Origin of the sequence: Yoonia sp. 208BN28-4 (genome assembly GCF_037543925.1) — a bacterium.
Taxonomy (GTDB): Bacteria; Pseudomonadota; Alphaproteobacteria; order Rhodobacterales; family Rhodobacteraceae; genus Yoonia.
On the sequence record NZ_JBBIFY010000004.1, the window covers coordinates 363378 to 377131 of the forward strand.

Consider the following 13754-nt stretch of genomic DNA (forward strand, 5'->3'; position numbering starts at 1 on the left):
AGGTATCGAAATGAACCAGGAACTGACAAATAACCCGTTTAACCCGCTCACACCGGCGAAAACGTTTGACGAAATCAAGGTCTCTCTGGCCTCGCCAGAGCGGATCCTGTCGTGGTCCTTTGGCGAGATCAAAAAGCCCGAGACCATCAACTACCGCACGTTCAAGCCTGAGCGCGACGGCCTGTTCTGCGCACGCATCTTTGGCCCGATCAAAGACTACGAATGCCTGTGCGGCAAATATAAGCGCATGAAGTATCGCGGCGTTGTCTGCGAGAAATGCGGCGTGGAAGTCACGCTGCAAAAAGTCCGCCGCGAGCGGATGGGCCACATTGAACTGGCTGCTCCTGTTGCGCACATCTGGTTCCTCAAGTCGTTGCCATCGCGCATCGGCCTGATGCTGGACATGACCCTGCGCGATCTTGAGCGTATCTTGTATTTCGAAAACTACGTCGTGATCGAACCCGGTCTGACTGACCTCACCTATGGTCAGTTGATGAACGAGGAAGAGTATAACGACGCGCAAGACGTCTATGGTATGGACGCGTTCCAGGCCAACATCGGCGCCGAAGCGATCCGCGAGATGCTGTCCCAGATCGACCTTGAAGGCGAAGCAGAGCAGCTGCGTGCTGACCTGAAAGAAGCCACAGGCGAACTGAAGCCCAAGAAGATCATCAAGCGTCTGAAGATCGTCGAGTCGTTTATCGAATCCGGTAACCGCCCCGAGTGGATGGTTCTGACCGTGATCCCCGTGATCCCGCCAGAGCTGCGCCCGCTGGTGCCACTGGATGGTGGCCGTTTTGCGACGTCCGACCTCAACGATCTGTATCGTCGTGTGATCAACCGTAACAACCGTCTGAAGCGTCTGATCGAACTGCGCGCGCCAGACATCATCGTCCGCAACGAAAAGCGGATGTTGCAGGAATCCGTCGACGCATTGTTCGACAACGGCCGTCGTGGCCGCGTGATCACGGGTGCCAACAAGCGTCCGCTGAAATCGCTGTCCGACATGCTGAAAGGTAAGCAGGGTCGCTTCCGTCAGAACCTTTTGGGGAAACGCGTCGACTTCTCCGGTCGTTCGGTCATTGTGACCGGCCCCGAGTTGAAGCTGCACCAGTGTGGCCTGCCCAAGAAGATGGCGCTCGAACTGTTCAAGCCGTTCATCTACTCGCGGCTTGAGGCCAAAGGTCTGTCTTCCACTGTGAAACAGGCGAAAAAGCTGGTGGAAAAAGAGCGTCCCGAAGTTTGGGATATCTTGGATGAGGTGATCCGAGAACACCCTGTCATGCTGAACCGTGCGCCAACGCTGCACCGTCTTGGCATTCAGGCGTTCGAACCTGTCCTGATCGAAGGTAAAGCGATCCAGCTGCACCCGCTTGTGTGTTCCGCGTTTAACGCTGACTTCGACGGTGACCAGATGGCCGTGCACGTTCCACTGTCCCTTGAGGCACAGCTGGAAGCCCGCGTTCTGATGATGTCCACCAACAACGTGCTGTCGCCTGCCAACGGCGCGCCGATCATCGTGCCTTCGCAGGATATGATCCTTGGTCTTTACTACACGACCATCGAGCGTTCCGGCATGAAGGGCGAGGGCATGTCGTTCTCGAACATCGAAGAGGTCGAGCACGCGCTTACCGCTGGTGAAGTGCACCTGCACGCTAAGATTCACGCGCGGATGCCGCAGATCGACAACGAAGGTAACGAGGTGCTGACGCGCTTTGAAACCACACCGGGTCGTCTGCGTCTGGGCGCGCTTCTGCCGCTCAATGCAAAAGCACCGTTCAGCCTCGTGAACCGTTTGCTGCGCAAGAAGGAAGTGCAGCAGGTCATCGACACCGTGTATCGTTATTGCGGCCAGAAAGAGTCTGTCATCTTCTGTGACCAGATCATGACCATGGGCTTCCGCGAGGCGTTCAAGGCCGGTATTTCGTTCGGTAAGGACGACATGGTTGTGCCTGACACCAAGTGGGAACTGGTCGACGAGACACGCGATCAGGTGAAAGACTTTGAACAGCAGTACATGGACGGCCTGATCACTCAGGGCGAAAAGTACAACAAAGTTGTCGATGCGTGGTCAAAGGCCAACGACAAAGTCACTGACGCGATGATGTCCACAATCTCGACCACGCCCGAACTTGAAGGCGGTGTCGAAGGCGAGCCGAACTCTGTTTACATGATGGCCCACTCCGGTGCGCGTGGTTCTGTGACACAGATGAAGCAGCTGGGCGGTATGCGCGGCCTGATGGCCAAGCCAAACGGCGAGATCATCGAGACGCCGATCATCTCGAACTTTAAGGAAGGTCTGACCGTTCTTGAGTACTTCAACTCCACCCACGGTGCCCGTAAGGGTCTGTCGGATACGGCGCTGAAGACTGCGAACTCGGGTTATCTGACACGTCGTCTGGTTGACGTTGCACAGGATTGCATCGTGCGCGAGGTCGACTGTGGCACCGACATGGCCATCACGGCAGAAGCTGCGGTGAACGATGGTGAAGTCGTCGCATCGCTGGCTGAGCGTGTGCTGGGTCGTGTGTCTGCTGATGATGTGGTGAAGCCCGGCACTGACGAGATCATCGTCAAAGCAGGCGAGCTCATTGACGAGCGGACAGCCGACATGATCGACGTTGCTGCCATCGGCAAAATGCGTATCCGCAGCCCACTGACCTGTGAGGCCGAGGACGGCGTTTGCGCCATGTGTTATGGTCGTGACCTTGCACGCGGTACACGCGTCAACATTGGTGAAGCTGTCGGCATCATCGCCGCGCAGTCCATTGGTGAGCCTGGTACACAGCTGACGATGCGGACATTCCACATCGGCGGTGTTGCGCAGGGTGGTCAGCAGTCGTTCCTTGAGGCATCCCAGCCAGGCAAGATCGAATTCCGCAACGCACAGTTGCTGGAAAACTCGTCTGGCGAGATGGTTGTCATGGGCCGTAACATGGTCATCGCGATCATGGGTGAAGACGGTGAAGAGCGTGCGAACCACAAGGTTGGTTATGGCTCCAAGGTGTTTGTCAAAGAGGGTGGCGATGTTCACCGCGGCGACAAGCTCTTTGAATGGGATCCATACACACTGCCAATCATCGCCGAGAAGTCCGGTACAGCCCGTTATGTGGACCTCGTGAACGGTATTGCCGTGCGCGAAGAAACAGACGACGCGACAGGCATGACACAAAAGATCGTGTCGGACTGGCGTGCAGCGCCCAAGGGCAATGAGCTGGCACCAAAGATCATCGTGGTCGGTGCAGATGGCGAACCTGCCCTCAAGGATGACGGCAACCCCGTATCCTATGGCATGTCCGTTGACGCGGTTCTGTCGGTTGAAGACGGTCAGGAAATTCACGCCGGTGACGTGGTTGCACGTATTCCGCGCGAGGGTGCCAAAACCAAGGACATTACCGGTGGTCTGCCACGTGTGGCCGAACTGTTCGAAGCCCGTCGTCCAAAGGATCACGCAATCATCGCTGAAATCGATGGCTACGTGCGCTTTGGCAAGGACTACAAGAACAAGCGCCGCATCGCGATTGAATCTGCCGATGATGCAGAGGTGAAGGTCGAATACATGGTGCCTAAGGGTAAGCACATTCCCGTTGTGGAAGGTGACTTTGTCCAGAAGGGCGATTACATCATGGACGGCAACCCCGCTCCGCACGATATTCTTGCGGTTATGGGTGTTGAGGCCTTGGCTGACTACATGATCGACGAGGTGCAGGATGTGTATCGCCTGCAAGGTGTTAAGATCAACGACAAGCACATCGAAGTTATCGTGCGCCAGATGCTCCAGAAGTGGGAGATTCAGGACAGCGGTGACACCGTTCTGCTGAAGGGCGAGAACGTCGATAAGGCCGAGTTTGACGAGGCGAACGCCAAGGCGCTCAAGCGCGGTGATCGTCCTGCTCAAGGTGAGCCGATCTTGTTGGGTATCACCAAGGCATCCTTGCAGACACGTTCGTTCATCTCTGCCGCGTCGTTCCAGGAAACCACACGCGTTCTGACCGAAAGCTCGGTTCAGGGTAAGCGCGACAAACTGGTTGGCCTGAAAGAGAACGTTATCGTGGGTCGTCTGATCCCGGCGGGTACAGGTGGTGCGACACAGCGTGTGCGTTCGATCGCAACATCGCGTGACAACGTCGTCATCGAAGCGCGCCGCGAAGAAGCTGAACAGGCCGCGGCCCTTGCCGCACCAGAGCCTTCGGCATCTGACGATGTCGTTGGCGGGGACGAGTTCGACACAATGGTTGTCGACACACCCGAAAGCCGCGACGAGTAAGTCATCTCGCTATAAAAGATTGCAAAGGCCCGCTGGAACCAGTGGGCCTTTTGCGTTTTGGCCAAGTGATCGGTGGTGATACTCCAGACGGGCGAGGGACTGTGGCGTTGTTGCGTCCGTCCACCTCTGCCGGATCAGATGCCACTGGGGTCAGCCGCTCTGCACGTCGTGGTACGGTCATCCTGACTTGCCCGAACGAAATTCCTGTTTTACCGTTTGGTTAATTTTTACTGCGGCCCATTTTCAGGGCCATTTTCGAGAAAGATTTTTTGATGAGCATTCGTCGTTTGGCAAAACCCTATGCCGCCCCGATCGACAGTTTGGCATGGTTTCATGTCGCCAATACCGCTGCCCTTTATGCCGGCGCGATTGTCCTTGGCACGATGTTCTGGGGCAATTTCCTTGTTATGGCCGTGGCCGTGCTGATGTTCTTTGCAGGCACGACCCGTTTCTTTGGTATCCAGCATGATTGTGGACATCTGTCCTACTTCAAATCGCGCCGCACTAACGAGGTGGTCGGTGTGCTGACAGGGGCCTTCACCGGCAATGCCTATTACGCGATGCGCTACAACCATAACCGCCATCACGCCTATATCGGGAACCTTGATGAACGTGATGCCCATGAGGTGCTGACGTGGACCGTGGCAGAGTATCAGGCCGCCAGCCCCGGTATGAAGCTGTTTTACCGCATCTATCGCTCTGCCTTTGTGCTCTATTTCATCGGGCCGATCTTTGTGATCTTTATCCGCTACCGGTATCCCAAGAACGCGGCCAAGACAGGCATGCGCGATATCCTGATGCAGAACACGCTGATGTTTGGCTTCTGGGCGTCGCTTTGGATTTTGTTCGGTTGGCAGGCATTTGCCTTCACGATCATCGCGGGCATGATTTCGGCCTGTATGGGCGTGTTCATGGTTTATGTGGGCCACAACTATGAAGATGCCTATTGGGAACATGCCGAAAGCTGCAATTTTGAAGACGCTTCGCTGAAAGGGTCTAGCGTGCTGGACTGGGGCCCGCTGTTCCACTTCGCGACATTCAACTTTGCGTTCCACGACCTGCACCACCTGCACGCCAAGATCCCGTGTTATCGTCTGCAGGCCTGCCACCGCGCGCTCGAGAATGAACTGGAGCCGACGCGGCTTGGTGTCTTTGAGGCGATTGCCTGCGTGCAGTGGAAGCTATGGGACGAAGCGTCCGGCAAGATGATCCGCTTTCGCGATTTGCCACAATCAGCTCCGGCAACGGTGCCCGCCGAATAGGGATAGCGGCACCGCGCACACGCTGCTAGGGCAGGGGGATGGCAAAGCTTTCCAACAACTTGCGCGGTGCGCTTTTGATGATGGGGTCGATGACGGGCTTCACGCTCAATGACGCCTTCATGAAAGCCGCATCTGACGAGGTGCCGCTGTTTCAGGCGCTTTTCATGCGCGGCCTGTTTATTGTGCCGGTCCTGCTTTTGATCTGTTACGCCATGGGACATCTGCGGTTTGATCTGTCGCGCCGCGATACGACGTTGATTGTCGTCCGCACGCTGGCTGAAACGATATCGGCCTATCTGTTCATCACGGCTCTGTTCAACATGCCGATCGCCAACGTATCGGCGATCTTGCAGGTGTTGCCGCTGACCGTGGCTTTGGGGGCAGCAGTGTTTCTGAAAGAGCCGCTTGGCTGGCGCAGGCTCGTGGCCATCGGTGTCGGATTTGCGGGGGTGATGCTGATCATCCGCCCCGGAGGCAGCGATTTTAATGCCTATTCGCTTTACGTCGTTGCCGCTGTTGGCCTGATTACTATCCGCGATCTGTCGGCGCGCCGGATCACAGCCAAGGCCCCATCCACGCTAGTGGCGCTTGCGGCGGCGGCGGGCGTGTGGGCCATGGCCATTGTCGGAGTTATGTTTGAAGACTGGCAGCCCGTGACCGGTAAGGCGATGGCGCAGCTTGCCGCGTCAGGGTCTTTCGTAGTTGCGGCTTACATCTGTTCGGTCGCTGCCATGCGCGTGGGCGAGATCGGCTTTGTGTCACCGTTCCGCTATACCAGCCTTGTGGTGGCGATCATTGTCGGGGTGCTTGTGTTCGGGGATTACCCCGATGCGTTGACACTGATAGGGGCCGGTATCGTGGTCGCGATGGGCTTGTTCACGCTTTACCGCGAACATCAGTTCAGGATCAGGCGCGCAAAGCTGGCTGCCACGCGCGCCTGATGTTTGATTAGCGGGACGGATCGTCCAGCACGAAGCGGCCACCGGTGAATTCGGCCTCAACACCATTTGTCGTGCTTGCCGCACCAAAGCCAGAGAACCGGCCCGTGATCGTATCGGCAAAGGCAGAGGTGTTGCGTGTCTCGCCTTCAAGATCAAGATCGACGTTGGTCGTTTCCCGCGCAATGCTGTCCACGCGCACGATGCCCAGCTCACCTGTTGCGGTGGCCACGATCTGGCCGTTGACCTCGGTGCCGCGGATGTTCAACACGCCTTCGGCCAACTGGCTGCCATCGGCATTGCGGCGATCGATGATGTTGATCTCTTCAATCTCGCCGCGAATGTTATCGCCGTTGTTGTCATTGAAATCGACGCGCATCTCCATGTCGCCGATCATGCGATAACCGCCTTCTTCGGCAAATTCCGCATTCGAGATGGCAGTGCCCGTAAATGTGGTAAAGCCGCTAAGCGAACTTGCTGCTGCGCGCTGGTTGGACACCACGGCGTTATACTGTGCCAAAGCCGCATTATATTCCGCCTGTCCCGCAGTTGGTGGCGTTGCTGTTTCACATGCCGCTAATCCGGCGACGGCCACGCAGGCCGCTGTCAGTTTGATATACATAAAATCGTCCTCTTCCCTTATCTATCCTGAAAATCAGTGATGCGGGCAGGGTAACGATGCTGCAATCAGGCTGACAAGTCCGGAAACCCACCACTTTTTGCGGTAAACGGAAATCTGCCGATTGACGTGAGGGCCCCGTGAAAACTGGGTGGCTGTTGACACTAAACCGGTCACATTCTATACGCCGCTCATCCGGGCTTTGGGGGATTCCCCGATCCGTCCCGATATCATGTTTGTTGCGTTCAAGAACCGGGATAATGCTTCCTTGTTCCTCTGTAGCCAAACCGCTCCGCACCTCCGGTAAGGGTGCGACAGCGGGTCTTTTGTGCTTGTCAGATGGCAAGTTTATACCGCGCTTGCCGGGCGCATTTATGTGAATAGATGGGAACATCAAACGATGCCAACGATTCAGCAGCTGATCCGCAAACCGCGCCAGCCAAAAGTCACGCGATCCAAGTCGCAGCACATGGAAGGATGCCCGCAGAAGCGCGGCGTTTGTACACGTGTTTATACAACTACTCCTAAGAAGCCGAACTCCGCGATGCGGAAAGTTGCAAAGGTGCGCTTGACCAACGGTTTCGAAGTGATTTCCTACATCCCCGGTGAGAGCCACAACCTGCAAGAGCACTCTGTTGTTCTGATCCGTGGCGGCCGTGTGAAAGACCTTCCCGGTGTCCGTTACCACATCCTGCGTGGTGTTCTGGATACCCAGGGCGTCAAAGACCGTAAGCAGCGCCGCTCCAAGTACGGTGCCAAGCGTCCGAAGTAATTGCCGGTGGCGGGGTCAAACCCCGCCCTACCATCCATCGTAGGGTGGGGTTTCACCCCACCATCGCCCGAACCGAGAGAGAGACACGATAAATGTCACGTCGTCACGCCGCTGAAAAACGCGAAGTTCTCCCTGACGCCAAGTATGGCGACAAGGTGCTGACAAAATTCATGAACAACCTGATGATCGACGGCAAAAAAGCCGTTGCTGAGCGGATTGTTTACAACGCCTTCGACCGCGTTGAAGATAAGCTGAAAAAGTCACCCATGGAAGTGTTCCACGAGTGCCTTGAAAACATCAAGCCAGCCGTCGAAGTGCGTTCGCGCCGCGTCGGTGGTGCCACATATCAGGTGCCCGTTGATGTGCGTCCCGAGCGTCGCGAAGCGCTGGCCATCCGCTGGCTGATCGCTGCGGCCCAAAAGCGCAACGAGAACACCATGGAAGAGCGCCTCGCAGGCGAGCTGATGGATGCGATCAACAACCGCGGCACCGCGGTGAAAAAGCGCGAAGACACCCACAAGATGGCCGATGCGAACAAAGCATTCAGCCACTACCGCTGGTAATTTAGGAGCAGACCAAAAATGGCACGCGACTACCCACTCGAACTCTACCGGAACTTTGGTATTATTGCCCACATCGACGCGGGCAAAACCACCTGTTCCGAGCGTATCCTGTATTACACAGGCAAATCCCACAACATCGGTGAGGTGCACGATGGTGCGGCCACCATGGACTGGATGGAGCAGGAACAAGAGCGTGGCATCACGATCACCTCTGCTGCGACAACCACGTTCTGGGAGCGCACAGAAAACGGTACTGAGGCAGACAGCCCCAAGCACCGCATGAACATCATCGACACACCCGGCCACGTTGACTTCACAATCGAAGTTGAGCGTTCCTTGGCCGTGCTTGACGGCGCTGTATGTGTTCTTGACGCCAACGCTGGTGTTGAGCCGCAGACAGAAACCGTGTGGCGTCAAGCTGACCGCTACAAGGTGCCGCGCATGGTGTTCGTCAACAAGATGGACAAGATCGGCGCCGACTTCTTCAAGTGCGTTGAGATGATCGAAGACCGCACCGGCGCGCGTGCGATCCCAATCGCTTTCCCAATCGGTGCCGAGACAGAGCTTGAAGGCCTTGTCGATCTGGTCACCATGGAAGAGTGGCTGTGGCAGGGCGAAGACCTTGGCGCATCGTGGATCAAAGCACCGATCCGTGACAGCCTTGCTGATCAGGCCGCTGAGTGGCGTGAAAAGCTGGTCGAAGCTGCTGTTGAGCAGGACGACGACGCAATGGAAGCGTATCTGGAAGGCAACGAGCCTGACGTGCCGACACTGCGCAAGCTGGTCCGCAAGGGCTGCCTGTCGCTGTCTTTCGTTCCTGTGCTTGGTGGTTCCGCGTTCAAGAACAAAGGCGTGCAGCCTCTGCTGAACGCTGTTGTGGACTACCTGCCAAGCCCGCTCGACGTTGTTGACTACATGGGCTTTAAGCCCGGCGACGAGACAGAGACACGTAACATCGCCCGCCGTGCGGACGACGATATGGCGTTCTCCGGCCTTGCGTTCAAAATTATGAACGACCCGTTTGTCGGCTCGCTGACGTTTACACGGATCTACTCCGGTAAGCTCAACAAGGGCGACAACATGCTCAACTCCACCAAGGGGAACAAAGAGCGTGTGGGCCGTATGATGATGATGCACTCCAACGACCGCGAGGAAATCTCCGAAGCGTTCGCTGGCGACATCATCGCGCTGGGTGGTCTGAAGAACACAACAACAGGTGACACGATCTGTGATCCGCAAGATCCTGTTGTTCTGGAAACAATGACCTTCCCCGATCCCGTGATCGAGATCGCCGTTGAGCCAAAGACCAAAGCCGACCAGGAAAAGATGGGCATCGCCCTTCAGCGCCTGTCAGCCGAGGATCCTTCGTTCCGCGTGGAAACCGATCTGGAATCCGGTCAGACCATCATGAAGGGCATGGGCGAATTGCACCTCGACATTCTTGTCGACCGCATGAAGCGCGAGTTCAAAGTCGAAGCCAACATCGGTGCGCCACAAGTGGCCTACCGTGAGACAATCGGCCACGAAGTTGAGCACACCTATACCCACAAGAAGCAATCTGGTGGTTCGGGTCAGTTCGGTGAAGTGAAAATGATCATTTCCCCGACAGAGCCGGGCGAAGGTTACTCGTTCGAGAGCCGCATCGTTGGCGGTTCGGTGCCCAAGGAATACATTCCGGGCGTTGAAAAAGGCATCCTGTCTGTCATGGATAACGGTCCTCTGGCCGGCTTCCCCGTGATCGACTTCAAGGTGGCTTTGATCGACGGTAAGTTCCACGACGTTGACTCCTCCATCATGGCGTTCGAAATCGCAGCCCGTATGTGTATGCGTGAAGGCATGCGCAAAGCTGGCGCGAAACTGCTCGAGCCGATCATGAAGGTCGAGGTGGTGACACCCGAGGACTATACCGGCGGGATCATCGGTGACCTGACATCACGCCGCGGCATGGTGCAGGGTCAGGACACACGCGGCAACGCGATTGTCATCGACGCGATGGTGCCACTGGCCAACATGTTCGGCTACATCAACACACTGCGTTCCATGTCTTCGGGCCGCGCGCAGTTTACGATGCAGTTCGATCACTACGATCCGGTGCCGTCCAACATCTCCGAAGAGATCCAGGCAAAATACGCATAACCGGCACGGCGGGGCTTGGCCCCCGCCGATCCGACCCAAATGTAGGGCGGGGTTTGACCTCGCCGCACCCGCAAAACTGATAAGGAGCCCAGCAAAATGGCTAAGGCAAAGTTTGAACGCACGAAACCGCACGTGAACATTGGCACAATCGGCCACGTTGACCACGGCAAGACGACACTGACAGCTGCGATCACCAAGTACTTTGGTGACTTCCAGGCGTATGACCAGATTGACGGCGCGCCAGAAGAGAAGGCCCGCGGCATCACCATCTCGACAGCACACGTCGAGTACGAGACAGAGACACGCCACTATGCGCACGTCGACTGCCCCGGCCACGCCGACTACGTCAAGAACATGATCACCGGTGCGGCCCAGATGGACGGCGCGATCCTGGTTGTGAACGCAGCAGATGGCCCGATGCCACAGACACGCGAGCACATCCTGCTCGGCCGTCAGGTGGGCATCCCCTACATGGTCGTCTACATGAACAAAGTTGACCAGGTTGACGACGAAGAGCTGCTGGAACTGGTGGAAATGGAAATCCGCGAGCTGCTGTCCTCTTACGAGTACCCTGGCGACGACATTCCTGTGATCCCTGGTTCGGCTCTGGCCGCCATGGAAGAGCGTGACGACAACATCGGTAAAGACAGCATCGTTGCTCTGATGGAAGCTGTCGACACATACATCCCGACACCTGCACGTGCGGTTGACCTGCCGTTCCTGATGCCAATCGAGGACGTGTTCTCGATCTCTGGCCGTGGTACTGTTGTGACCGGCCGTGTCGAGCGTGGCGTGATCAACGTGGGCGACGAGATCTCCATCGTCGGTATCCGCGACACCACCAAGACGACCTGCACAGGCGTTGAAATGTTCCGCAAGCTGCTGGACCGTGGTGAAGCTGGCGACAACATCGGCGCCCTGCTGCGCGGTGTTGACCGTGAAGGCGTTGAGCGTGGTCAGGTGCTTTGTAAGCCCGGTTCCGTGAACCCGCACACAAAGTTCGAGGCCGAAGCCTATATCCTCACCAAAGAGGAAGGTGGCCGTCACACGCCGTTCTTCGCCAACTACCGTCCACAGTTCTACTTCCGTACAACTGACGTGACAGGCACAGTTGTTCTGCCAGAGGGCACCGAGATGGTGATGCCTGGCGACAACCTAAAGTTCAACGTTGAGCTGATCGCACCGATCGCTATGGAAGACGGTCTGCGCTTCGCCATCCGCGAAGGCGGCCGCACCGTCGGCGCCGGCGTGGTGTCCAAAATCGTCGAGTAAGGGGCACTTTCGCCACGCGAAATGCACCTCGTGGGTGGCAGGGTCTTTTTGCCCTTGAGCAAAAAGATCCCGAGAACCCACCCCACCTGACAAATAAGAAGGCCGCCCCTCACGGGCGGCCTTTTTGCATTCCGCATGTGACCAGCCCGCACGCCAGTCATGCTTTTCCAGAGACGTCAGCCGACACAGCCACCAACGCCACAGCCAGTTCGGGCAACGCCCGAACGGCGGCATATTGCCAGCCAATTCAGCATCCGCGTTGCAGGTTTCCCGCCGCTCACGTATCACGTGCTCATGCGTTTATTGACCATTGCCACAGCCGTTTCCTGTCTCGTGCCGCTGGCCACAGCGACGGCCCACCCGCATCTTTTTGTCGGTGTTGGCGTGACGGTAATTTTTGACGACGAACGCCCCGTTGGTGTGCAGCTTGACTGGTCTTACGACGACTTTTTCTCGCTTGTTCTGACGTCCGACCTTGGGATCGATCTGGACGGTGATCTGGTTCTGACCGACGCCGAGGTCGCCACGCTGACCGACGCTGTCGTGAACTGGCCCGCTGATTTTGGTGGTGATCTCGAGGTGCTGCAAGGCGGCGCGAACGTGCCGCTCGACGAGCGCACAAATCATATCGTGACCTATGAAAATGGTCTGGTGACAGAGGCCCACACACGTCCCATCGGCACGCTGCCCGATCCGTCCGCGCCGTTCACGGTGCGTGTATATGATCCGTTCTACTACGTGTCCTACAGCCTCAACGGTCCGGTTCGTTTTGTCGGACGCGATGATTGCACGGCCACGGTCCTGCAACCCGATCTGAACGCGGCCTATTCGGAGGTGGATGAGCTTCTTTACGGGCGTCCTGCTGCTGATGTTGGTGCGGAGGAAGACTTCCCGCCGGTCGGTATCCTGTTTGCCGAAACCATCACGATCTCATGCGAGGGATAGCAGCGATTATCCTTGCTGTCTTGGTGGCAGGGGCGATCTGGCTGTGGGGATTTGGCGGCGCAGATCATATCAGCCGCTGGTCTGCGGCCACGCAACGCGATGTGCAAAACGCAATGGCAGGAAGCCTGCGTGCCTTACGTGCGGGCGACACAAGCGCTTTGGTGGGGCTGTGGGGGCTTTGTCTGGCCTACGGCTTTGTACATGCGGCTGGCCCCGGTCATGGTAAACTGGTGATCGGCGGCTACGGCACGGGCGTGCGGGTTACAGCACAGCGCCTTGCGGGGCTGGCTGCCGTGTCGTCCTTGGCGCAGGCCGTAGTTGCCATCGTCATCGTCACGGTGGCACTGACGGTTCTGGGCTGGGGCCGCGAGGCGCTGACGGCGTTTGCAGACCGCACTATGGCACCTGTCAGCTACGCGCTGATTGCGGGCGTTGGCCTGTGGCTGTTCCTGCGTGGGTTGCGCAAGGGATGGCAGATGCGGGCGGTGCCGCACACGCATGATCATGACCGCGATCATGACGACCATGATCCTGCGACCTGTGCAAGCTGTGGTCATGCCCACGCGCCAACGCCGGATCAGGCGGCTGCGGTAAAGACGTGGCGCGATGCCCTTGCAGTGGTTGCGGCCATCGCGATCCGCCCCTGCACGGGGGCCATTTTTCTTTTGATCCTGACCTATGCGCTTGGCCTTTACTGGGCTGGCGTCATCGGCGTGCTGGTGATGGGACTGGGCACGGCCGCGTTCACGGCCCTCACGGCACTGGCCGCTGTCAGCGCGCGGGAAAGTGCGCTGGCGCAGGCGGCATCGGCGCGCGGTACCGCCATCTTACTGGTCAGCGTCGAAGTGCTGGCCGGTGCGGTAATCCTTGTGCTGGCGATCCAGCTTTTCTTGCGGGTCGCATAAGCCGCGAGGCAATACGGTTTGGGCGAAAAAAGGTGTTGTCACCGCAAGAGACTCCCCCTATACGCCCGCTATCCA

Annotated in this window: 10 protein-coding genes; 9 read left to right on the top strand and 1 reads right to left on the bottom strand. The window is 57.6% G+C overall.

Annotated features, from left to right (window positions below; translation table 11 throughout):
- Positions 1-10 precede the first annotated feature (10 nt).
- The 3 genes from rpoC to V8J84_RS15535 all read left to right on the top strand — a co-directional run bounded on the left by rpoC (position 11) and on the right by V8J84_RS15535 (position 6470).
- Positions 11-4267 carry a DNA-directed RNA polymerase subunit beta' gene (gene rpoC / locus V8J84_RS15525; protein WP_339932816.1) on the top strand — a complete coding sequence of 1419 codons (4257 nt, stop codon included), beginning with the start codon at positions 11-13 and terminating at the stop codon, positions 4265-4267.
- A 272-nt stretch (positions 4268-4539) separates the two neighbouring features.
- Positions 4540-5529, top strand: a complete 990-nt coding sequence (locus V8J84_RS15530) for a fatty acid desaturase family protein (protein WP_339932818.1) — start codon at positions 4540-4542, stop codon at positions 5527-5529.
- Positions 5530-5567: 38 nt separating this feature from the next.
- Positions 5568-6470, top strand: a complete 903-nt coding sequence (locus tag V8J84_RS15535; protein WP_339932820.1) for a DMT family transporter — start codon at positions 5568-5570, stop codon at positions 6468-6470.
- 7 nt (positions 6471-6477) lie between these two features.
- Here V8J84_RS15535 and V8J84_RS15540 read toward each other — a convergent pair whose 3' ends face one another.
- Positions 6478-7089 carry a hypothetical protein gene (locus V8J84_RS15540; protein WP_339932822.1) on the bottom strand — a complete coding sequence of 204 codons (612 nt, stop codon included), beginning with the start codon at positions 7087-7089 and terminating at the stop codon, positions 6478-6480.
- A 397-nt stretch (positions 7090-7486) separates the two neighbouring features.
- On the opposite strand from V8J84_RS15540, the gene rpsL reads away from it, so the two are divergent.
- The 6 genes from rpsL to V8J84_RS15570 all read left to right on the top strand — a co-directional run bounded on the left by rpsL (position 7487) and on the right by V8J84_RS15570 (position 13679).
- The gene (rpsL, locus tag V8J84_RS15545) at positions 7487-7858 is read left to right on the top strand and encodes a 30S ribosomal protein S12 (RefSeq protein WP_055294782.1); all 372 of its coding nucleotides are present in this window, start codon (positions 7487-7489) and stop codon (positions 7856-7858) included.
- 92 nt (positions 7859-7950) lie between these two features.
- Positions 7951-8421, top strand: a complete 471-nt coding sequence (gene rpsG, locus V8J84_RS15550) for a 30S ribosomal protein S7 (protein ID WP_339932824.1) — start codon at positions 7951-7953, stop codon at positions 8419-8421.
- 18 nt (positions 8422-8439) lie between these two features.
- Positions 8440-10557 (top strand): elongation factor G, encoded by a 2118-nt coding sequence (fusA, locus tag V8J84_RS15555; RefSeq protein WP_339932826.1) that lies wholly within the window; start codon positions 8440-8442, stop codon positions 10555-10557.
- 96 nt (positions 10558-10653) lie between these two features.
- Positions 10654-11829, top strand: a complete 1176-nt coding sequence (gene tuf / locus V8J84_RS15560; protein WP_339932780.1) for an elongation factor Tu — start codon at positions 10654-10656, stop codon at positions 11827-11829.
- Between the two features lie 294 nt (positions 11830-12123).
- Positions 12124-12774 (top strand): DUF1007 family protein, encoded by a 651-nt coding sequence (locus V8J84_RS15565; protein ID WP_339932828.1) that lies wholly within the window; start codon positions 12124-12126, stop codon positions 12772-12774.
- Positions 12762-13679, top strand: coding sequence for a nickel/cobalt transporter (locus V8J84_RS15570; RefSeq protein ID WP_339932830.1), 918 nt, complete (start codon positions 12762-12764; stop codon positions 13677-13679). Before V8J84_RS15565 ends, V8J84_RS15570 begins: the two co-directional genes overlap by 13 nt.
- Positions 13680-13754: the final 75 nt, after the last annotated feature.